General features: G+C 56.6%; 17 protein-coding genes and 4 tRNA genes. 7 read left to right on the top strand and 14 right to left on the bottom strand.

The features are described from left to right. Positions 1–137: 137 nt before the first annotated feature. The 8 genes from J8E65_RS12200 to queA all read right to left on the bottom strand — a co-directional run bounded on the left by J8E65_RS12200 (position 138) and on the right by queA (position 3,515). Positions 138–209: transfer RNA gene (locus tag J8E65_RS12200), tRNA-Thr, on the bottom strand. Between the two features lie 25 nt (positions 210–234). After that, positions 235–307, bottom strand: a tRNA-Gly gene (locus J8E65_RS12195). 9 nt (positions 308–316) lie between these two features. Next, positions 317–400, bottom strand: a tRNA-Tyr gene (locus tag J8E65_RS12190). A 71-nt stretch (positions 401–471) separates the two neighbouring features. After that, positions 472–544 (bottom strand) — tRNA-Thr (locus J8E65_RS12185). Positions 545–596: 52 nt separating this feature from the next. Continuing rightward, positions 597–1,241 (bottom strand): DedA family protein, encoded by a 645-nt coding sequence (locus J8E65_RS12180; protein WP_237181996.1) that lies wholly within the window; start codon positions 1,239–1,241, stop codon positions 597–599. A 2-nt stretch (positions 1,242–1,243) separates the two neighbouring features. Continuing rightward, a complete protein-coding gene (gene ispF, locus J8E65_RS12175) occupies positions 1,244–1,732 on the bottom strand; it encodes a 2-C-methyl-D-erythritol 2,4-cyclodiphosphate synthase (protein WP_237181995.1) in 489 nt (162 codons plus the stop codon). Positions 1,733–1,734: 2 nt separating this feature from the next. Next, complete coding sequence (gene ispD, locus J8E65_RS12170; RefSeq protein WP_210376427.1) at positions 1,735–2,463, bottom strand: 2-C-methyl-D-erythritol 4-phosphate cytidylyltransferase; 729 nt, start codon at positions 2,461–2,463, stop codon at positions 1,735–1,737. A 5-nt stretch (positions 2,464–2,468) separates the two neighbouring features. Next, complete coding sequence (queA, locus tag J8E65_RS12165) at positions 2,469–3,515, bottom strand: tRNA preQ1(34) S-adenosylmethionine ribosyltransferase-isomerase QueA (protein ID WP_210376426.1); 1,047 nt, start codon at positions 3,513–3,515, stop codon at positions 2,469–2,471. Between the two features lie 187 nt (positions 3,516–3,702). Between queA and J8E65_RS12160 the strand changes: the two genes are divergently transcribed. The 6 genes from J8E65_RS12160 to J8E65_RS12680 all read left to right on the top strand — a co-directional run bounded on the left by J8E65_RS12160 (position 3,703) and on the right by J8E65_RS12680 (position 10,544). After that, a complete protein-coding gene (locus tag J8E65_RS12160; protein ID WP_237181994.1) occupies positions 3,703–4,173 on the top strand; it encodes a hypothetical protein in 471 nt (156 codons plus the stop codon). Then, a complete protein-coding gene (locus J8E65_RS12155) occupies positions 4,170–6,425 on the top strand; it encodes a TonB-dependent receptor (protein WP_210376425.1) in 2,256 nt (751 codons plus the stop codon). Before J8E65_RS12160 ends, J8E65_RS12155 begins: the two co-directional genes overlap by 4 nt. A 104-nt stretch (positions 6,426–6,529) precedes the next feature. Further along, positions 6,530–8,575: a TonB-dependent receptor plug domain-containing protein gene (locus tag J8E65_RS12150; protein WP_210376424.1), complete on the top strand. Its 2,046-nt coding sequence runs from the start codon at positions 6,530–6,532 to the stop codon at positions 8,573–8,575. An 18-nt stretch (positions 8,576–8,593) separates the two neighbouring features. Continuing rightward, positions 8,594–9,259, top strand: coding sequence for an HmuY family protein (locus J8E65_RS12145; protein WP_210376423.1), 666 nt, complete (start codon positions 8,594–8,596; stop codon positions 9,257–9,259). Positions 9,260–9,292: 33 nt separating this feature from the next. Beyond that, complete coding sequence (locus J8E65_RS12140; RefSeq protein WP_210376422.1) at positions 9,293–10,180, top strand: hypothetical protein; 888 nt, start codon at positions 9,293–9,295, stop codon at positions 10,178–10,180. Between the two features lies 1 nt (position 10,181). Then, entirely contained in the window at positions 10,182–10,544 is a 363-nt protein-coding gene (locus tag J8E65_RS12680) for a DUF6686 family protein (protein WP_341481766.1), read from the top strand. On the opposite strand, the gene J8E65_RS12130 is transcribed toward J8E65_RS12680, so the two are convergent. Next, positions 10,541–11,497 (bottom strand): ABC transporter substrate-binding protein, encoded by a 957-nt coding sequence (locus tag J8E65_RS12130; protein ID WP_210376420.1) that lies wholly within the window; start codon positions 11,495–11,497, stop codon positions 10,541–10,543. The genes J8E65_RS12680 and J8E65_RS12130 overlap by 4 nt on opposite strands. 121 nt (positions 11,498–11,618) lie before the next feature. Between J8E65_RS12130 and J8E65_RS12125 the strand changes: the two genes are divergently transcribed. After that, positions 11,619–11,999 carry a PAS domain-containing protein gene (locus J8E65_RS12125; RefSeq protein WP_210376419.1) on the top strand — a complete coding sequence of 127 codons (381 nt, stop codon included), beginning with the start codon at positions 11,619–11,621 and terminating at the stop codon, positions 11,997–11,999. A gap of 11 nt (positions 12,000–12,010) precedes the next feature. Here J8E65_RS12125 and J8E65_RS12120 read toward each other — a convergent pair whose 3' ends face one another. The 5 genes from J8E65_RS12120 to J8E65_RS12100 form a co-directional block, all read right to left on the bottom strand. Then, positions 12,011–12,646, bottom strand: coding sequence for a DUF2179 domain-containing protein (locus tag J8E65_RS12120; RefSeq protein ID WP_210376418.1), 636 nt, complete (start codon positions 12,644–12,646; stop codon positions 12,011–12,013). 151 nt (positions 12,647–12,797) lie between these two features. After that, a complete protein-coding gene (locus J8E65_RS12115) occupies positions 12,798–15,197 on the bottom strand; it encodes a glycoside hydrolase family 3 N-terminal domain-containing protein (RefSeq protein ID WP_237181992.1) in 2,400 nt (799 codons plus the stop codon). A gap of 80 nt (positions 15,198–15,277) precedes the next feature. Then, the gene (locus J8E65_RS12110) at positions 15,278–17,446 is read right to left on the bottom strand and encodes an alpha-glucuronidase family glycosyl hydrolase (RefSeq protein WP_210376417.1); all 2,169 of its coding nucleotides are present in this window, start codon (positions 17,444–17,446) and stop codon (positions 15,278–15,280) included. A gap of 116 nt (positions 17,447–17,562) precedes the next feature. Continuing rightward, positions 17,563–19,086 (bottom strand): RagB/SusD family nutrient uptake outer membrane protein, encoded by a 1,524-nt coding sequence (locus tag J8E65_RS12105; protein WP_210376416.1) that lies wholly within the window; start codon positions 19,084–19,086, stop codon positions 17,563–17,565. 34 nt (positions 19,087–19,120) lie between these two features. Then, complete coding sequence (locus J8E65_RS12100) at positions 19,121–22,561, bottom strand: SusC/RagA family TonB-linked outer membrane protein (protein WP_210376415.1); 3,441 nt, start codon at positions 22,559–22,561, stop codon at positions 19,121–19,123. Between the last annotated feature and the right edge of the window lie 21 nt (positions 22,562–22,582).

Here is a 22,582-nt window from a genome sequence, read left to right as displayed (position 1 = left end):
TCCCATGATCCACATGACCTATCGTACCTATGTTCACGTGCGGCTTCGTCCGCTGAAATACCTCCTTCGCCATAGCTAGCTTGCGTTAGGTTGTGTGCTTTAGAAAAAGCGCTGACGCCTAAGGGCATCGCTGCGTGAGCCGCCTGTCGGATTTGAACCGACGACCCCTTCCTTACCATGGAAGTGCTCTACCCCTGAGCTAAGGCGGCTTTGCAAACTAATATACAAAAAAAGAGCGGGAGACGGGACTCGAACCCGCGACCCTCAGCTTGGAAGGCTGATGCTCTACCACCTGAGCTACTCCCGCTAGGCCCAGTGGGCAGGGGAGGATTCGAACCTCCGAAGGCGTGGAGCCAGCAGATTTACAGTCTGCCCCGTTTGGCCGCTTCGGTACCTGCCCGCATCCAAAGCCTTGTTATAAGCCTATCTTTCTAGCTTGGTGCCCTAGAACGAAACAAATTTCACATGAAGAGCTGGCGGAGGGACTCGAACCCCCAACCTGCTCATTACAAGTGAGCTGCTCTACCGCTTGAGCTACGCCAGCTTGCTTAGGGGCAGCATCAGACTTCCAATCTAGGCACGGAGTTCCACCTTTGTCAATCGTGCCCTTTAGGAAACTGGGGTAAATGGGCATGCTGTCGCCGCAACCAACGCCTAATACCCACCATCAAAGCAAGTAAGCCCAGAAGGCCTAAAACCGCCCACCCATACAGACGTAAGTACGTCTGTACCACGGGCCAGTTTTCTCCGACGGCATAGCCTACGTAGGCAATCAGCGCTGTCCAAACCAGCGCGCTGAAGCTTGCCCAAAGTGCCGTTTTGGTCGGATGCATATGCGCCATGCCGACAGTCAGCGAAATCACCGAGCGCGCTCCGCTCAAAAATCGGTTGGCCGCCACGATACCGTAGCCCCAGCGTTGCATCCAGTGCTGGACCTGCGCAATGCGATGCTTGGGCAGCCAGCGTAGCCGATGCGGATCAAGCACGGCCTTGCCAATACGATAGCCCAAAGCATACATGGTCATAAATCCTGCAGCCCCCCCTACTGTAGACAAAAACACTACCCATCCCAAATCCAGTATACCTCTGCCAGCTAAGTACCCACAAAAAACCACAAACAGATCTCCAGGGATCGGCGGTACTACGTTTTCGCCATAAGCGATCAAAAGTAGCGCAATGTAAACCCAAAATGGCGACACATGCAGCGCCCACTGGGTTAGATCAGTCAGCCAATCCATCATGTTTAGAGACTTAACCCCTGAGCCGCCAACAGGCACACTGCATAGGCTGCTGCTCCTTTCCCTTCGCCCACAATACCTAACCCTTCGGTAGTTGTGGCCTTTACAGAAACAGCGGCTAGCGGCAATTCCAAAATGCGGGCAATGTTTTGCCGCATGGCTTCGATATACGGCTTAAGCCGCGGCTGCTCGAGGGCTACTGTAGCATCGACGTTCACTGCTCGGTATCCAGCAGCTACCACTTGGGCATACACCTGTCGAAGCAGTTCCTGGCTGTCGGCATCCTTCCAGCGCGGATCGGTGTCCGGGAAATGCTGCCCAATGTCGCCCAAAGCAGCTGCACCTAACAGCGCATCGGCAATGGCATGCAGCAGCACGTCGGCATCCGAATGCCCTAAAAGGCCTAAAGCAAACGGAATGCGCACGCCTCCCAGAATCAAGGGACGATTAGGCACCAACCGGTGCACATCGTATCCAAAGCCAAGGCGTATCATAACTATAAGGTGCAACATGACCGGCGGCGCGCCTCCCACTGGGGCCAGAGCATGGTAGCGAGCTCCCAATCTTCCGCCGTTGTGATCTTAAAGTTGAACACGCTACCCGCCACCCGAGCTACCGGATAGCCTAGGCGGCGCACTAACTCGACGTCGTCGGTAGCTGGGGGCTCGGAGGCTTCGGCATAGGCCGCCTCGAGCCAATCCCGACGAAATCCCTGGGGCGTCTGCATCCGGTAGAGCTGCTGGCGGGGCACGGTTTCTGCCAAGTACCCATCGTCACTCCGGCGTACGGTATCGGTCTCGGGAATGGCCAGTGCTGCAGCCCCTACCTGGCGGACGGCCTCCAGTACTGCTGTGATCTGTTCTGGCAAGATAAAAGGCCGCACCGCATCGTGTACCAAAACAATCGCCACGTCGTCTGGTAAGCTACGCAAAGCTGCCGCCACCGAGTCCTGTCGCGTAGCTCCCCCAGCCACAACGTGCCACAGTTTCTTAAGCCCACTTTGGCGCAGCGTTTCGGCAATACCGACTACCCGCTCCGCTGGTACCGCAACGACCAGGCCATCAACAGCCGGATGATGCTCAAAAGCCCACAGCGTCTGCTCCAATAAAGGACGGTTGCCCAAAAGGCGAAATTGCTTGCGCATACCGCCCAAACGCGTTCCTCGCCCCGCTGCTGGCACCAAAACGGCCACCCGACCACCCGCCGCCCTAAAATCCTGCATCATAAGGCTTAAAGAATCATCATCGCATCGCCAAAAGAAAAGAGCCGATATTTTTCCTGAACGGCAACGCGGTAGGCGTTCATCACAAACTCATAGCCTGCAAAAGCAACAACCAGTGCCAGCAAAGTGCTCCGCGGCATATGAAAATTCGTAATCAGACGCTCGGTGATCTTAAAATCGTAGGGAGGGTAAATGAATTTATCTGTCCAACCCGAGCCGGCTTTCAGCGTGCCGGTAGCCGAAATGCTCGACTCGATGGCCCGCACGACCGTCGTACCCACTGCAGTTACGGTATGATGGGGTGATAAAAGTGCACGGTTAATCCGCTCGGCGGCTTCCTCTGAAATGACGTAATACTCTGAATCCATGCGATGTTTGGTTAAGTCCTCTACTTCTACCGGCCGGAACGTCCCTAGCCCTACATGCAACGTAATCGGCACAATGTCGACGCCTTTTCGACGCAAGCTTTCCACCAACTCCGGTGTAAAATGCAGTCCAGCCGTAGGCGCTGCTACTGAACCCTTGTGGCGGGCAAAAATCGTTTGATACCGCTCCCGATCTTCTGGTTCATCTTCTCGCTTAATGTAAGGCGGCAGCGGCGTGTGCCCGATTTCTTCAATCTTTCGATACAGGTCTTCGTTGCTACCATCAAACAAAAAGCGTATGGTTCGCCCCCGCGAAGTGGTATTGTCCACCACTTCAGCAACCAAATCCCCTTCAAAATAAATCTTATTGCCCACGCGAATCTTCCGTGCAGGATCGACCAGCACATCCCAAAGCCGTCCCTCGCTATTGAGCTCGCGCAGCAAGAAGACTTCGATCCTAGCCCCGGTTTTTTCTTTATAGCCAAAAAGACGGGCTGGAAAAACTTTTGTATCATTGACGATCAAAACATCGCCTTCGTTGAAATAGTCCACAATATCACGAAAAATGCGATGCTCGATGGTTTGCGTCTTGCGATCAAGCACCATCAGTCGGGCACTGTCCCTGGGCTCGGCAGGATACTTGGCGATCAGGTTTTTAGGATAGTCGTAGTGCAGATCAGAGAGCCTCATGGGTATCCAACACAGGCTTACGCTCCTGAGGAACCGCTTACACCAATACCGCCTTCCGCTCAGCTACATGAACCTAGCTGCAGCAGACGGCGTCGAAAATATACATTCACTTGCCGCCCAGGCCAACCCCTTACTGTAGAATAAGCTTACCCCTAAAGTCCTTCAGGCCCAAATTCACAGACAACGAATGCGTTTTTTTTACTTCGGTGGTGTTTTACTGATTTTCGGTTTATTTGCGGGTTGTGATGGTGGACTAGCACCACCTCCTCCTTCACCTTTGGCGCACATTGAGGGAAGTGTATACTATACCGGTCCTTGGCCACCAGCCGACTCGGTACGCGAGCTGCGTTTTGTGGCCCTGCGCTTTGTGCCGCAAAACGCGTTAGACCTCTTGCTGCGCTTTAACGAACTGGTCTTTAGCGACACGCTACGGCGCTTTGTAGATTACGACACGTTTCGCGTCACCCTTGACTTAAGAGGCGTCGTAGCCGACACGTTCTACTACAGCGGCATTGCGTGGAAATTTGGTCCAGGCCTGTTGGACTGGCGGCCTCTGGTGGTTTACGATCGACCTATAATTTTGCGGCCAGGCGACCGCTGGCTGCTGGTATTTGAAGCTGACTTTCGCCGCCCTGCAAGTTTTCCCGGAACGCCATGAGATGCGCTTACCTAGGGCCATGGCTGCTTGTTAGCCTGGCAGCCGCGCCACTGCAAGCCCAGCCGACACGTGCCACACTGGAAGGTACGGTACGGGACGTTTACGGCAATCCGATCATGGGGGTGAATGTGGTGCTTATAGGGACCCTCTACGGGGCTGCTACAGATGCCCACGGATATTACGTGATCGAAAACGTTCCCGCTGGTTCGTATACCGTGCGTGCTTCAGCTGTGGGCTATGTACCAGCCGAAGCTAGTGTCCATCTGAGCCCGGGCGCTAGGGAGCGCATCGATTTCGCGCTAGTGCCCACCATCGTCGAAGCACCAGAAGTGGTCGTAACCGCTGCGCGAAGGGCACAACCGATGGAACAGGTTCCCGTTAGCCTTTCGGTGCTACCGCTAAGTGCGTTGGCCCAACGCGGCATTGCCACGCTCGACGAAGCGCTGCGCTATGTTCCAGGCGTGCAAATGGCAGGCAATCAGGTAAACATCCGAGGGTCTTCAGGCTTTACGTACAATGCAGGTAGTCGCGTCCTGCTGCTTGTAGACGGCTTTCCTATGCTGGCACCCGACGCCGATGGCATTCCATTTGAACTGCTGCCCATGGCCCAAATCGACCGTATTGAGGTGCTCAAAGGCCCAGGCTCGGCCCTCTACGGCAGCGGTGCGCTGGGCGGCGTTGTTCAGGTGATTACGCGCGACTTTCCCGAGCAAGCCGAAACCGAAGTTTGGCTTTCCAGCGGAGCCTACAAGCCCGTACGCTACGCCGAATGGCGCGCGCACTGGGACGGAGCTCGCCAATGGCGACCTTTTGGCACCGCCATCTTTACCCATGCCCGACGCCTAAATGACCGCCTGGGCGGCTGGATTCATGCAACTTACCTGCGCGACACTGGTCATCTCAATGCCAACGAACGCACTATGCTCCAAGGCTATGCGAAACTGCGTTGGCAGCCTCGAGCCGACGTGCGCGTGGTAGTGCTCTCTGGGCTAACCTGGCGCCGCAGCAACGCGTTTCTCTACTGGAACGGCTTGCGCGATCCGCTTAACCCTGGCCGCATTCCAGCTTCCGGAAGCAAAGATGCCGTCGGGACCAACGACACGCAGTCGCTGCAATGGACTTTCCTGCCCGCCTTAACCCACGTCCTTAGCCCCCAACTTTTCTACACCGCAGGTGGCCGGCTCTACGCCCTGGCCCTTCGTCCACTCGATGAGCAGGGTCGCCCTAAACCCCTTTCCAAAGGCACTTTGGGCTTTCGCTACGGCGGCCAACTCCAGTTCGACTGGCAACCTACCGCAAGCCAGTACCTTACCCTAGGCGCTACTGCAGATGCCTTGGCCACCCGCTCTTCTTTCTTCCCCGAAGCAGATCACCAACCCTTCCGGAGCCAACCCGAAATAGCCGTCTTTGGTCAATGGGAGCAAGCCTTAGGGCTCCACTGGCGCCTCACCGGCGGCCTGCGTTTCGATGCCTATCAGGTCCGGGCCGACCGATGGATTACCCGACTTTCTCCCAAAACCAACCTGCTCTTTCAAGCACAACGCAACCTAACGCTACATGCCGCCTTTGGCTTAGGCTTTCGCGTCCCTAGCTTGGCTGAACGTTACATCGAAAACCAAGACTTTTTTCCTATCGTCTCTAACCCAGACTTACTGCCGGAAACCAGTACCGGCTACGAACTGGGCCTGCGCTACCGAAAAAACGCAGGAAGCCTTGCGGAAATGCAGCTTGAGCTGGCGCTCTTTCGCACTGAGTATCAGGACCTCATCGAACCCCGCTTTCAACGCGAACGACTGGCTTTTCAGTTTGTCAACCTGACGCACGCGCGCATCCAAGGCCTCGAAACCCTCCTAAAACTGAACCTGCTGAGCAACCGCTTCGAAAGCCAACTCGGCTATACCTGGCTCGATGCCAAAGACTTAACTGGACCTCAACCCCTCCCCCTCTCGTTCCGCAGCCGCCACCTGTTCAAAGGCGGACTGACCATCGCCTTACCCGCACAGCTCAACACTGGCGCCGATTTGCGCCTGGCCAGCCGACCTGAACGCATCGACAGCGAGTTCGCTCGCTTTGTGCCCGATGCCGATGTGACCGTTCCGGTGCGCGTCTTGGACCTGCGCCTAAGCTGGCAACATCCCAAACTTACCCTGACACTGCTTGTCAAAAACGCCCTGGACTACTACTACGTCGAACGCCCTGCCCTGCTCGCACCCCCACGCCACCTCCAGCTTCAGCTTCAGTGGCGACCGTAAAATTGCCAGCCTAAGACTTTCACCAATACTTTACAATACAATAGTTGATATGTAACTCTTGTGCTTTTTAGTTTAGACTCAGTCTAAGTTTTAGTAATGAAGAGATGTTTGTTCCCTTACTCCTCCTCCTAGTGACACTGCCGCAGGTGGGTCCCGACACCAGCAAGGTCATTCCACTACCACCCGTAGTGATCACCGCCACACGTTCGGCTCGTGCCCTAACCGACGTGCCAGTCCCCGTGCAGCTTGTCACAAGCGCAACCATAGCCCGTACAGGAGCTGCACGACTCTCAGACCTGCTGGCCGAACAGCCCGGGCTGTTGATTTTTGAAGACCACGGCACCGGGCTCATGATGCAGGGTTTTGAGCCCGATTACACGCTTTTTCTGATCGACGGTGAACCTATCATTGGCCGCACGGCCGGTACGCTCGATCTGGATCGCTTTACCGTTCAGGGTCTAGAGCGCATCGAAATCGTACGCGGCCCTACTTCGTCACTTTACGGCAGCGAAGCTTTGGCCGGTGTCGTCAATCTGATCCGTCGCCCTCCCCAATCCCCCCTAGCCGCTTCGCTACATGCCCGCACCGAAACCCACCAGACCTATCAGCTTGGCACAACTGCTGAGATGCGACGCGGCCGTTTCGGAGCTTCCTTCTTGCTGGACCATTACCGTACCGAAGGCTACGACTTAGCCCCCGAGGTCTACGGTCCGACAGCCCCTGCGCTACGCGACTATACTGCCGACGCGTTGCTGCGCTGGGACCTCACCCGACGTTCGCACGTGTCGCTTGCTGGCCGCTGGCATCACCAGCGGCGCCAGAGCACCTTTGCCTTGCAAGGCCTGGTGCACGACGAGCAGCACCGCCAGTCGGACTGGAGCCTGCATCCGCGCCTTGAGCTCCAAGCTACACGACGCCTTCGGCTGGAAGCCTCTGGCTATGCCAGTAGCTACACCACCCACACCCAGATGACGCGACAAACCGATGGGGCGTTGTATTCCCAGGATCACTTTACCCAAGCCTATCGCAAGCTAGAGCTGCGCGCACAGCAGCTCCTGAGCGACCATCAGCTCCTTACGGTGGGGAGTGGAGCTATTCAAGAAGCGCTCCAGGGGGATCGCTACGATCGTCGCATCAGCACCTACAGCGGCTTTGTCTTTGTGCAGCATGAGTGGGCCCCGCGGCCATGGCTTGAAATCGTCTCGGGTTTTCGCTTCGATGCCCACCGTGACTACAGCACGCGCCTGAGCCCTCGCCTGGCCGTACTGTTTCGGCCTGCCGATCGCTACCGGCTGCGCGCCTCAATCGGCAGCGGCTTCAAAGCGCCTGAGTTTCGGCAGCGCTATTTGGTCTTTACGAATGCAGCCGCTGGCTACAGCGTCTTTGGTGTAACGCGCTTTCAGGAAGAGCTCCGTCGACTGCAAGAGGAAGGCCAAATCGCCCAGCTCTTCATTGATCCCCAAAGCGTAGACATGCTGCGCCCTGAAAATTCAGTAGCGCTCAACCTAGGAGGCGAAATCACGCTCTTTACCGGCCTAACACTTACACTGAATGCCTTTCACAACGAAGTACGCGACCTGATCGACACGCAACCAGTCGCGCAAAAGACCAACCAAGCCTTTGTCTACACCTACTTCAACGTAGAGCGTCTCTTTACCCGTGGCCTAGAAAGCACGCTTACGTTTACCCCTTGGAACTCGCTGGAATTTGCGTTCAGCTATCAGTACTTAGAAACGGCAGATCGGGATGTGCTTGAGGCCATCGAAGCGGGACAGCTCTTTGGACGTGCGCCTTCAGGCCGCGACTACCGGCTGCGTCGAAGCGACTACGGTGGACTCCTAGGCCGCTCGCGCCATAGTGGCACGGTGCACGTGCGCGGTGCAGTACCACTGGCAGGCCTTCAGTTTACCCTACGGGGCATCTGGCGGAGTCGCTACGGCTACCGGGACGTAGACGGCAATGGCGTAGTCAATCGCCCCGACGAATACGTGCCCGGCTACAGTCTTTGGCACGTAACCCTTGAACGCGCGCTCAACCGCCATCTGAAGCTCCAAGGCGGGGCTTTTAACCTCTTCAACCTCAAGCGGCCTGCGCTGATGCCTTTTCAGCCCGGACGTCGCTGGTTTGTCACGTTCACCCTAGATGTGTAAACCATCCTAAAGTGCCCTATGCGTATTGGACTTCTGCTAGCTGCTTTTTGCTTCACGCTTACCGCATGCGACAGCGGCAGCACGCTGCGTGAAGATCAACCCATTGAAGCTGTAACCATCAGGGATCTACCGGCCGATCCCTTAACGTCGACCGATCCTCAAACAGGCCGCCCTGTCGGAACGGGACGCTACACCTTCTTTAGTCTACGTACTGGAGAGATCGTGCTGCGCTACGATGAAGCCGACCGTAGCGACTCGGCTTCAACCGCATGGGACCTCGCCTTCCAGGGTACCCATATCCTTATTAATGGTGGTAGCAGCGGTCCAGGACAAGGAGGCGCGGTCGTGCTCAACGTCCCCTTTGAAGAGCTTACCGAAGCCCCAACCCCCGATGCCTTGCGTATAGACGGACAGCATGAATGCCCCAATGGCGTGCGCCGTGCTATTTGTCCAGGCTCAGATCAGGGCTGGTATCATTACGACACCTCGACCCATATCATTACGCCAATTCCTGGGCGCACGATCGTTGTGCGCACTGCCGATGGGCGCTATGCCAAGGTACGCATCTTGAGCTACTACAAGGGCGCACCTGACCCTGGCCAGATCAATCCAGAAACAAACCCTGCGCGCTACTACACTTTTGAGTATGTCTTTCAGCCCGACGGCTCGCGTCGGCTGCAGTAACCCTTTCAACCAACAACCTAAAACTTTCCTAAGATGATTGCTTCGATTTTGCTCAGCATATTGTTCAATGCTCAGGCCGATAGCACGCGGCCAGGCCTGTTGATCATGGCACATGGCGGCTCAGCACACTGGAATCAGACGGTGCTTGAGGCCGTAGCTCCGCTGCGCAAGGACCGTCCGACCGTAGTAGCTTTTGGCATGGCCGACCCGCATACGTTACAGCTCGCATTGGACTCCTTAGCGGCCCAGGGCGTTCAGCGGGTTGTTGTGGTCCGGTTATTTATCGATGGTGCCTCGTTTCAGCACCAGACCGAGTATCTGCTGGGCCTGCGTCCCGACCCACCTGCCCGCTTTTTGCTACACCATCACGGAGGCCATGGGGCGCACGGCACGCCGGCCCCCTTGCGCCATAACCTAAGCATCATACTTAGTGAGCATGGCCTCATGGATGCACCAGAGGTGGGCCCGATTCTGGCTGATCGAGCGCTTGCGCTCAGCCAAGACCCATCACGCGAATCGGTCCTCCTCCTTGCCCATGGTACCGAAGACGAGGTGCTTAATGCCCGCTGGATTGTAGCGATGGAACGCCACGCCCAGCTTATTCGGGCACTAGGATTTTATACCGTACGTGTGGAAACGCTACGCGAAGACTGGCCAGCCCTCCGGGCAGAAGCCGAACGGCGCATTCGGGCTTTTGTGGAAGCAGAAAACCAAGCAGGACGCACTGTGCTTGTGGTACCTTTCCGCATCGCTGGCTTTGGCCCCTACCGCCAAGTGCTCGAGGGCTTAACCTACCGGGCTGAGGAAATCGGCCTGCTACCTCATCCCGCCCTAACACACTGGATTGCCCGTGAATGGGAACGCCTAAGTCGCAAGGCTGGATGGCTAGCGGACGGGTCACCAACCGCCATCGCCCCCTAAAATGCTACGCACAAGGTCAGCCATGCCAGGCGTGTTCGAGGGCCCTTACCTGTTTCAAACACCGCAGGGATACGTACTCCGGTGCGCGTGCTGCGGACGTTTTGAGATTGGATTTGGGCGGCTGCTGCTCCAACTGCCGCCAGCGCAATTTGCTCTCTTATGCCAACGTGTAAAAACTCTAGCTGCAGAAGCCTGGAAGACGGACCGTCTGTGCCTTATGTCGCTTGTTGGACGCACTGAAGGGAGCAGGGTATACTATACTTTTAGCCGCGCAGAGCTGATGGAACTACGCACGCTGCTTGAGGGGGCGCAAGCCATGCTGGCCCTGGAGGCTCTGCTGCGACAGACACTACACTCCGCTTAGGTTGCTGGTGCTGAGCTCAGCAGCTGCAGCTCCCACGGTTTAAGACCGAGCAACTGGGGAGGTAGGCGATCTGGATATAGGCAAGCAGCTACCAAGGCGATCGAACGATAAAGACGGGGACCAGGGCGGTTAAAATAAGCGTTACCGTCTAAAACATACACCCGGCCTTCCTGGACAGCGCGTAAAGCGTGCCATTGGGGCTGCTCCATGAGCCTAGGAAGTTCTCGAAGCGTTTGTGCTATGGAAAAGCCACATGGCATCAGCAGCACGACGTCGGGGTCAGCGGCAAGCAACATCTCCCAGGTGATCGTTCGAGAGGGCTGTCCCGGACTTGCCAGCACCGCTTGCCCACCCGCCATCTCGACCACATCAGGCATCCAGTGGCCAGCAGCAATGAGCGGGTCCAACCACTCTAAGCAGGCCACTGTTGGCAACGCTGTCGGATCAGTACGGCGATGCAGGCCTAAGTAATCCCGAAGCTCTCGTAGCCGTTTTTCAGCATGGGCGAGCACTTCTATAGCCTCTTGCAACCGACCAATGGCACGACCAAGCATCAAGGCTGCGTCCAGCACTTGCTTGAGTGTTGCAGGGGCCATCGCGAGCAGCTGTGGGCGGTGCTCTTCAGGCCACGTGGCCAGCTCGGTCTCCAGTACATCCAAAGAAACAGCACAGACCGAGCACTGGGTCTGCGTGAGGATCAATTCAGGCCTCAGCCTTTGCAGCTGCTCCCAGTCGATTTCATAAAGGCTCAGCCCTTGAAGCTGCAAAGCCCGAACGTCCTGGTCAATCGCCGCTGCGTACTGCGTGGGATCGATGCGGGGACGCGTGAGCACCGGCCGGTCGAGAATCTCCGGCGGATAATCACAGGCATGCGAGCGTCCGACCAGCGCTTCCTGTGCGCCAAAAGTACATACCCACTCGGTAGCTGCTGGAAATAGGGAGACGATACGCATGGCGACAGTTGTTTAGCGCAGTATTTTTTACGATTTCGTTCACCGGAACCGCTTGCAAAAGCAAAAGATTCTTGTTAATGTTCATCCTAGGAGCTCAATTCCCAAACCCAGGGGTAAAGCCATGACCCGAGAACCATTACTGGCTGGTTCGACAGTGTCGGATAGGAAGCGCTTTCAGTCCAATTTGCGCATGGATCGCCATCTACCGCTGATCGTTGTGGATACTTCAGGGGAAATCCATCACCTTACCCCTCCGGTTTACACGCTGTTGGAGTATAGTCCGCAACAACCCCTGGATACCTGTTTTTTCACCCATGTCCATAGTCGAAATCTGCAGCAGGTTCGGCATGACCTGCACGCCATGCATCGTGCTGGTAAGCGGCGGGCCTTTTGGCTGCTGCGCTTGCGAACGGCCCGGGGACATTGGCGTTGGTTTCAGGTCCAAGCCCATAACGCATTGCAAGACTATGGGGGCATTGTGCTGCATTTGCGACCGATCTAGTAAGCCTAGCCTTACAAACGACGCAGCAGCCATTCGCGTAACACGCGGCTTCGGTTGGTTAGCGTACGCAAACGCGTAGGAAAGGGGAATTTCCGTCCCCCTGGTCGAACGTATCCGCCTTGAACGGCGCGGACTTCCTCAATACTGATAAAGACTTCAGGGTCAACCTGGCGTAAAAGCTGCGTCACCTCGGCCACGTGTCGCCGTGCCACAATAAGATCCAAAATTTCTACGACATCCTCGCGCCCTCTACCTTGCACCTCGGTAACGCCGTAACCGCGCTCGCGCAGCAGTTGCGCTGCCCGCGTGCCCCGCTGCTCTGAGCCGTTACGAAAGATCGCGCGTACTACGCGCAAGCCCACGGCAAAGCGTTCTTCTAACCAAACGCCTACATAGTTACCGGTTGCGAATCCTGCAGCATAACCGACCACATGCCACACGGAGTAGAGATGCTGAAGGGCTTGTCCCACGGCCAAAAGCCATACCAGCACTTCAAAAAAACCAATGGCAGCGGCTTTTGCTCGATAGCCGCGAATGGCCAAGATCATGCGGATCATCGACATCGAAACGTCAATAATCCGCAAGCAGAAAATCAACAGTGCACCCCAGGGAGACGCCAGTAGGTTTGCTAAAGCCGTGCTCTCCATAGCCTTTTAGCTGCTGCCGCAGCAAACAGTCTAGCAAAAGCGCGGGTTCTGCCATCTTGGAGATTTTAGCAAATCCTTATAAAAAACAAAAAAGGGCCCATCGCCTTTTCCACAAGGCGACGGGCCCTTTCCGGGGCCGCGCAGCCGGACCTTAGGGCCCCAAATCGCAGGGGGAGGTGATTTCAAGGGGCACGCTGATCAGATCCTCCGAATTCCCCCCGACCAACACTTCCAGCTTGCCCGCTTCTACCACCCGATGCATCTCTAATCCGTAAAACGCAAATGCCTCCCCATCCAACACAAACGTTACGCTTTTGCGCTCCCCAACGCCTAAATGCACCCGGCGGAACCCCCGAAGCTCTTTTACGGGGCGTGTCACCGAGCTCACCGGGTCGCGAACGTACACCTGAACGACCTCGTCTCCTGGCCGATCGCCTACATTCTCCACTTCGACGAGCACCCGAACCGTCCCGCATCCCCCAACCCGATCGGGCTCTACACGAACCGATCGGTAGGCAAAACGCGTGTACGACAAGCCATACCCAAAAGGAAACAACGGGCTCGCTTCCCCGTCCACATAATCCAGCTCCTTGCTCGGCTTGTAACTGTAATACACAGGTAACTGTCCCTCATGACGCGGCAGTGTAATGGGCAACCGTCCTGCAGGATTGTAATCCCCAAACAACACCTCTGCAACGGCACGGCCCGTCTCCTGACCTAAATACCATCCCCAGAGAATCGCTCCTACGCGGTTCACCAAATCCGTAATTACGTACGGCTGTCCCCCGATCACTACCATCACCACAGGGACCCCCACCTCCGACACCGCTTGTACCAACTTTTCCTGATCTCCAGGTAAGCGCAACGACATCCGATCCCCGCGGTGATCGAGGGCCCAAGCCTCACGCGAGGTTTGCTCATTGCCTCCAACTACCAAAATGACCACATCGCTGGTCCGGGCTAGGGCAACGGCTTCTTCAATGCGCTTTTGGTTCGCTTCTGGATCAGCCCAAACCACTGTATCGGCTACCCAGCGGGGATAGGCCCGCTCGCCACCGAGATGGGGCTGCGCTTCACGGGTAAAAACTGAGTCTTCTGTGATGCGCACGCCCTCCGCATAGGCTACCTCTGCTTGGCCACGCAACCGTTCCCGAATCCCTTCCAAAATGCTCACGGTAAAGCGCGGTCGGCCCGAATACCCACCCAACAACACCTCCCCCGCATGTGGACCAATCACCGCTACCCGACGCAACCGGCCTGCATCCAGCGGCAGTAGCCCATCGTTTTTCAACAAAATCATCGCCTGCCGAGCAGCCTCTAGTGCCAATGCTCGGTCCTCTGCTGAGGCATTCACCCGTTCTGCTTCTGCGGGATCCACATAGACCTCCCCATCAAACAGGCCCACGGCAAACTTGGCCCACAACAACCGGCGTACCGCGGCATCGATTGCTTGCTCAGGCACAGCACCTCGACGCACCAGTTCCAGCAGCACCGGATATACGTCGAAATCCGGCAATTCAATATCTACCGTAGCCTCAAGTGCGCGGCGTGCGGCCTCGGCTTCGTCGACTGCAACGCGGTGCTTCGTTATAAGCTGCCGAAGGGCAAACCAATCAGAGACAATGGTACCCTGGAAGCCCCACTCTTCGCGCAACACCCGCCGCAACATCCACACGTTCGCATGCGAAGGAATCCCGTCTATCTCATTGTAGGAGGCCATCACGCTTAGCGCCCCAGCCTTCTCTATGGCCTCTCGGAACGGATACAAAAACACCTCTCGCAAATGGCGCTCTCCAAAAAACACCGGCGCTACGTTAATTCCGCTCTCTGGCTGACCATGGCCCGCCATGTGCTTGAGCGTCGCGATCACCCGATCCCGGCCTAAGGGCAACCGGCGCCCCTGCAAACCCCAAACCGCCGCCTTCCCCATTTCCCCCACCAAAAAAGGATCCTCCCCAAACGTCTCCTCGATCCGACCCCAACGCGGATCTCGACCCACGTCCACCACGGGTGTTAACACCTGATGCACTCCTCGTGCCCGAACTTCACGCGCGATGCGCGCATACACCTGCTCTACTAGCTCCGGATTCCAGGTGCTTGCCAACGCAATCGCCTGCGGATAGCTGGTCGCTCCAGCAGCCTGAATGCCATGCAGTGCTTCTTCATGGAAAAGCACGGGGATGCCCAAGCGGGTGTTTTCTTTGACCCAGCGCTGAATGGCGTTGGTAAACTCGGCCGCTTCCCGCGCCGATGCAAAATACTCGCTTGGCCGCTCGATCCGTCCAATGCCCAGCTTGAACCACTCCGGAGCTCGGCTCGGATCAAAACGGCGCTGATCGTCCACAATCAGCCGCTTCGTCTGCCACATGCTCAGCATCTGCGCCACCTTTTCCTCCAACGTCATCCGGCGCAGCAGATCCTCCACACGCACCTCGATCGGCAACGATGGATCCAAATACAACGGCCGGTCCTGAGCCCATCCCACCGAGCTTAAAAGGCAGAGTCCGAGCGCTATGCTCCCAAGGGTCAAGCAGATCTTTCGCTGTTCCATAACGCACTCTCTTCGCTGTTTCATCGTTGAGGCTTTTCGTTGTTATAACAGACACGTTAACACGATAAGCTTCCTATGCGTTAATGCCCTGGCATTGGGAAACGCTGCAGCATTTCTTGGCGGCGCATGGCTTCTTCTAGGGAATGCTGTGGGGCTTCGTAGCCAGGTGGGATTGGTTGTCTTGAAAACTTTTGAAAGTACAGCACGCAGGCATCGCGCCACCAGACGGCTTCTTTTTCCTGGATGCGCAAGTATGTGGCAATTTGCTCAAAGCGTTCAGCATCGACAAATGCGCTTAGAGCGGCCCACACACGCTGCCAACGCCGCACCGTTTCTACACCCCGGTAGTAGTGATCGACGAGTTCTTCCCAAAGCGTTCTTCCTGAGCGCATCGGATAATCCCAAGGCACGCGATGAAACCAAAGCAGGTATTTTTCGGGACAACGTTCTAGGCTACCAAAGATTTCGGATAAGGGGGAAAAGTACTGAGCTACGGCATTGCTGCCTGTTGCGGTGCGGTCGAAGCCGATGCCCAACGTATCGGCCCGATGGTAATAAACGTTGTTCCAGTCGGGACGGGGTGCTTTGTCGAACCAAGGTGCAGGACCGTAATGGTGGCCAGGACCCATCAAGTGGGCCAGACCCAAGGGGGTCATGTAGTTAACCACCGCCTCACGGGACTCCAGCATCATTTCTTTTACTGGTTCTACAAAGCGTGCCTCGTTGGTGAAAGTCATACGGATCCACTCTTCAGCGATTTCAGCGGCACGCAAGTATGGATTCCAGGCTAAACGCCCAAAGGCGTACCAGTTGGCCTGATCGAAGATGCTGCCACACCAATTGCGGTCAGTGCCAATATTGGCTACACCGGCCATTCCGGTTAGCTTATGTCCAAAGAGGCTGCCATCGATGATGCGGGCTACAGTGGAGCCTTCACCACGAGCGTAGGTATCGGCCTGCAGCACTTCCTCCCACATGGTGCCCAGGTAGGCCAGGTGGGTCGAAAAACCAAGATATTCCTTCGTGATCTGAAACTCCATCATCAAGGGTGTTTGGGGGGTAGCGCCAAAGAGCGGGTGGAAGGGCTCGCGTGGTTGGAAGTCAAGCGGGCCGTTTTTGACCTGCACGAGCACGTTGGATCGGAACCGTCCGTCCAGAGGCACAAACTCATCGTAGGCCTGCTTAATGCGATCCTCGGCGCTAGGAGCATACACAAAGGCGCGCCACATCACTACGCCTCCGTAGGGGGCCAAAGCATCGGCCAGCATGTTGGCGCCATCGGCATGCGTGCGGCCGTAATCCTGTGGGCCTGGTTGCCCTTCAGAGTTAGCCTTAACCAGAAAGCCACCAAAATCTGGGATGTATCGATAGATCTCGGCCACTTTTTGCTGCCACCAGGCCTGCACGTCAGGATCGAGCGGATCAGCGGTTTTGAGTCCGCCAATTTCGATTGGGGCGCTGAAGCGAGCGGTTAGGTACACCCGAATGCCATAGGGGCGAAAAACCTGGGCCAGTGCCGCTACTTTTTGCAGAAATTCTGGCAATAGCACCCGAGCGTCGGCATTGACGTTGGTTAGCACGGTGCCATTGATGCCCAGCGAGGCGTTGGCCCGGGCATAGTCCCGATAGCGGGGGTCAGCGTAATCCGGCAGTTTAAACCAGTCCCAGAGTGAGAAGCCAGCGTATCCACGCTCGACCGTTCGATCCAGGTTGTCCCAGTGATTCAGCACGCGCAGGCGAAGCCGAGGTGCTTCCTGCACTTCCAGGGCCTCAATGGGTCGATGCGTTTGCAGCAGGCGCAATAGGTGAAACGTACCGTAAAGCACGCCAATATCCGTCTGAGCTGCAATCACGGTAGCTGGACGGCCTTCGAGCTTGAGGGTTCGAATCAGAAAGCCTTCGGGGCCTAAGGAAGTAAGCTCACGTTCCAGTCCTAGTGCTGCAATGGTTGGGCAAGAGGCAGGCGTTCCCACAAGGAGCAGGCCTGTAAGGTCGGTGCGCGTTGTCCATGTCACCGCTTCGCCGAGAAGGCCTTCCAGGCCGCGCTTGAGCTCGTCCCGTACGATCTCTAGCGTTGGGGAAGTGGCCTCTAGATGTACCGCGCGAAGCTGGTTGCGGTAGGCCTGGCGCAACGGTTCGTCGGCAATGCGCACGTAGCGCAGCCAAAGTTCGTAGCCGTCTTCTGCCTGCGTCGGTTTTCCTGTGCCTAGCAAGCAAAGCGCCAACAACAGCAACGACCGATATCGCATTTTAGCAAGCCGTAGAAGGTTAGATCTTGCCTATGCCGCTTCTAAGAACAAGGAACGGAGTGCCGCAGGGTTTAGGTGCGCGGCACTCCGCCCCTTGCCGTCCAGCGGGGTTAATTTTAGTGATAGCCGGTATTTTGTGGGAAGCCTGTCAGGTCCACAAATTCCTGTGGAATAGGCATGTTCACGTGGTAATCCTGGATGTTGGGTGCAGCCTGCGGGTTATAGAGGCGCACGTGCTGCACCAGACGCCCCATGCGCTTTAGCGTAAACCAGCGGTCACCCTCGAAGGCCAGCTCACGGGCATGCTCTTCCAGCAGAAGGTCTTCATTGAGCTGGGTGAGGTCTGCTACGCCTGCACGCTGGCGTAAGGCATTAATATACTGTAGCGCCTTGGTTTGATTGCCCTGGCGCATGAAAGCTTCGGCCGCGATCAAGTAGGTTTCTGCTAGCCGATAGCGGATAATGCCCTTCCAGGAATCAGCTGCGTTGATGTTTCGCGTAGAGCCATACTCCCAATACTTCTTGCAGGCAGGGTGCAGCCAAAGCAGCGAGTCAATGGGAGGGTTAAAGTCTTTTGCCCGTACCGTATCGCCCACCTGTCGGCCTGGGGGTAGTCCTTCTTCGGGTGCATCATAGACCCAGTGCGTCTTGTACCAGGCTTTGAGCCGTTTGTCATTCTTGTCAAAAAGGCTAAGCAGGTAGGCGCTAGGATACATGCGGGCCCAGGGCCGTCCGCCTTGTTCAAACGAGCGCCGCACGCCTTGGATGCGGTCGTATAGCGGGGTAAACATTGGGGCTAGGAAATGCCCACCGCCCGTGCGGGGGTCGAATTTAATGGTCCAGATGGCTTCGGCGTTGTCTTCATTGCCATCGGCAAAGATGGCGGCTGGATCACTTAAGAGGCGGTAAGGCCCTTGTTGAATGAGTGTTTCGGCAAGCTGTCCGGCCTGCTGCCAGTTTTGCAGTACCAGGTACACCTTAGCCAGCAAGTGCATGGCTGCCCCCTTGGTAATCCGCCCCGGCTGATTATAAGTCCAATCCAGGTTATTGATTGCAAACTGCAAGTCCTCGACAATCACGTGATAGATTTCCTCAGCTGGTGCAGGTTGTTCTTTTTCCCGGATGGTTTCCGAGGGCTCTGTCACCAAGGGGATATTGCCGTAGCGTTGGTGGAGGTAAAACAAGATATAGGCTCGGAAGAAGCGTGCTTCGGCCAGGACGCGGTTGCGACGCGCTTCGTTGCCTTTGAAGTCTACTTTGGGGGCGTTGGCAATGATGGCATTGGCGCGGTAGAGCGCCTGAAACGACTGGTTCCAGTACTCTCGGGAGGCTGGGTGCTGCGGGTTCAGGTCGCTGTTGTAGAGCGCTGTACCCAGATCTTCGTGCAGTGGGCCTACACGCACCTCGTCGGTTCCAGAGATAAACCAGTAGCTATAGCGTGGGCTCTGGTAGAGCAAGCGAGGGAAAGCATAGAGCGCTACAATAGCGCCTTCCAGTCCTTCTGGAGAGCTCAGTACGGCGTTGGTACTGATGAACGTTTTAGGCTCCTCCTCAAGGAAACTTTCGCCGCAGCCGCTGAGGCTGCCCATAAGTAGCAGCCCGCTTAGGAGCCACGCCGTGGTTCGGGTTAAACGCTTCATGGCAAATTCGGCAAGATGGTGAGTGCTCGTAGGGTCAGAACGACATCGAAAGTCCCAGGGTCAGGGTCCGTGCCACCGGATAGCCTTCGACATCCCCTTGCTCGGGGTTGTAAGAGTCGAAGTTGGTCCAGTAGTACAGGTTATTGCCGGCCGCATATAGGCGCAGGCGCTCTACGCCCAGTCGGGTTGCAAAACGCTGCGGCAGCGTATAGCCCAGCGTGATGTTCCGGAGCTGGACGTAGGAGGCATCCCAAACGGCCCGTGCTGAGAGGTAACGGGGCATTTCCCGCTGGCGGTGTGGCCGAGGAAAGTCGGCGTCTGGATCTTCGGGGGTCCAGTAGTCGACTTTTAGGCCATTGCTACGCCCTTGGAGAAAGATGACCACAATGTTGGGGTCGTAGGCCCGCGGGTAGATGTAGGGGTTATAGCGGGTCACGCCCTGGACAGCCGTAAAGAAGACGCTGAAATCGAAGTTTTTGAATGTAAGCGTCGTGCCCAAACCGCCGTACCAGTCGGGTTCTGCGCTACCGACGATGGTTCGATCGAGGTCGTTAATCACGCCATCCCCATTGAGGTCTTTGACGCGAATGTCGCCAGGTTGAGCGTCACGCTGGGCGCTAGCGGCAATTTCTTGCTGGCAGGCGGCAGGGTCGTAGCTACGGCCTGAGCAGAAAATGCCATCGAAGACCCAGTCGTAAATCACGCCGATCGGATGGCCGATAAACCAGCGGTTAGCGATGTCGTCGACGGGTCGACCTTCGGCATCGGTCTGGCCAGTAAGCCGCACAATTTTTGAGCGACTCAACGACCAGTTGAGGTTAATCTCCCAGCTGAGGTCCCTTCGATTGATGAGATAGGTATTCAGGTTGAGGTCGATCCCCCAGTTTTCGGTTTTGCCTACGTTGTCTAGAATGCTTGTAAAGCCATTGGTTACCGGAATTTGTCGCTGTAGGAGCAGATCCGAAGTCCAGGAGCGATACACGTCGATGGTCGACATTAAGCGACCACGGAAGAGCGATACATCCAGCCCTATGTTGGCCTGCGTGGTTTTCTCCCACTTGAGGTTGGGGTTAGGCAAGGAAGCAGGGGCATAGCCTTTGACGATGGTACTCCCAAAGGGATAAGACCACAGGCCTGTTTGTCCTAGCGACTGGTAGATCGGGATTTCTTGGTTACCGGTTTGTCCCCAGCTTAAGCGCAGCTTCAGGTTGTCGATTTGTTGCACCGAAGCCAAGAATGGCTCTTGATTAAGCTGCCAAGCAAAAGCTATGGCTGGGAAAAAGCCATACTTATTGCCCTTACCGAATTTTGAGGAGCCGTCGATGCGACCCGTTAGCGTGAGTAAGTACTTATCAGCCAGGCTATAGCGAATGCGTGCCATGTAGGACTCAAGGCTCCAGGCCGTATAGTTCCGTGCAGGTGCCCGCACATCGGCGCCACTGCTGATGGCGTTGTAGTCAAGCAAGTCGGTAGGCAGATCGCGCGTTTCGGCACGCAGGTTTTCATCCTGTACGCGCTGCACGCTGTAGAGGAGCGTGCCGTGCAGGTTGTGCAGGGTACCTATCCGGCGCTCATAGGTGAGGATATTTTCTACCGTGTAGCTTTGGCTCTGCCCATACTCTAATACCGCCCGTTGCTGACCACCGCCGGAGTATTGCCGCGTGCGATACTGGCCATTTTCTCGCGAGCTGTAGTCTAAGCCCGCGTTGAGCTGATAATTAAGCCCTTCGTAGAGGTTCAGCTGGGCTACGATATTGCCTAGCAGGCGGGTACTCCAGCGATCATCTTTGGACTCTTGCAGCTGGAAGAGCGGATTCCATGCGGTGGGGTCGTTGGTCACATAGGGCCGCAAGTTACCCTGCTCGTCGTAAACTTTAGAAAGCGGCGAAAGCGTATAGGCCGTCCACAGTGGACCGTAGCGCTCACTGCCGGCTAGGTCTTCCTTCGTGCGCGCTACCAAAACATTGGTGCTGAACCGAAGCCAGCGCAGCGGCTGGTAATCGGTGTTGAGCCGGAGCGACCCGCGCTCAAAGAACGTCCGCTTCAGAATACCCGTTTCGCGCAGGTAGCCCCCACTGGCATAAATTTGGAAGTTTTCTGAACCGCCCGCATAGCTTAGGTTGTGGCTGTGTCGCAAGCCGGTACGGAAGACCAAGTCCTGCCAGTCCACAAACTGGCCACTTTGGGCTACTTCAAGCTCCACGGGATCCAGGATCGCTGCATCGTCCGTGGGCTGTCCTGCAGCACGGTTAGCCTCACGGCGCAGGGCGATAAATTCTTCGCCGCTAAACACCTGAAGTGGACGGGCCACTTCAGAAAAGCCAACGCTACCTTCATAGCTAAAACGCCCCCGGCCTTCTCGGCCACGCCGCGTCGTAACGAGTACAACCCCGTTAGAGCCACGAGCCCCGTAGATTGCAGCTGCCGAAGCATCTTTAAGGACCTCAATCGAGACGATATCGTTTAGGTTGAGCTCAGAGAGGTTGACGCCTTCAACCGGAACGCCATCGATGACAAATAGCGGCTGGTTGCTGGCTGTCAGCGAGCGCACGCCGCGCACTTGCACTTCCAAGCCGCTACCGCCTGGACGTCCATCGGAGGTAATCACGCGCACGCCTGGAGCCCGCGTCTGCAGTGCTTCGACGACGTTTGTTATGGGCAGCTCCTGCAGCCGCTCGACATTTACCGAAGCCACAGCACCTGTAATATCCCGACGACGTTGGGTGCCGTAGCCAACCACCACGATCTCCTCCAGGCCTACAATTTCTTGTTCTAGGGCCAGGTTTACCACCGTCACCTCACCCGCACGCACAACGACGCTATCCACCGTGGCCGTACGGTAGCCCACAAACGAAGCCTGCAGCGTGTAAATACCAGGGGGAATGTTGCCAATGCGGTAATTACCGTCAATGTCGGTGCTGCTTCCTAGCGTTGTGCCCACCAAAAAGACGTTAACCCCCGGCAATCCTTCGCCTGTTTGGGCATCGACAACCCGGCCGGCAATGCTCCCTTCTTGGGCAACCGCCATGGGCGCCTCAGCTTCTGGCATTAGGGTGCCTGCTCGCGTCACCAACAAGTAGCCGCTCCGGGAAATCATGAGGCGCAAGTTGGTGCCTGCTGTAACAGCATACAAGGCATCGAGCACCGTTCCTTGCTTTTGGTGCAGCGAAACTGGCTCGGCTAACGCCTCACTCCATTCATAGGAAAGACGCAAGTTGGCCTGCCGTGCAATAATCTGCAGGGCTTTTTCTCGGGGTACTTGATGCAGCGTTAGCTCAAGCGGCTGGCTTAGCCGTGCAGCGCTTTCCAGATAGGCATCGCCCAGCCAGGCAATAGATGCCTCTGTTTTGGCAGCCTGGGTTGTCGCTGGCTGTTGGGCCCATGCTAGAGGCCCTAAAAAGAGCACTCCCACACTGACGGTCCACAGCCATCGCCTCCAAAGGCGCTTCTGATTCCGGTGTTGACGCGTTGTCATAGCGACTATCCTTATTCGGTT

Origin of the sequence: Rhodothermus bifroesti (genome assembly GCF_017908595.1) — a bacterium.
Lineage (GTDB): Bacteria > Bacteroidota > Rhodothermia > Rhodothermales > Rhodothermaceae > Rhodothermus > Rhodothermus bifroesti.
Note: the sequence above shows the minus strand (reverse complement) of the source record. Positions and strands in the feature narration are given on the sequence as shown.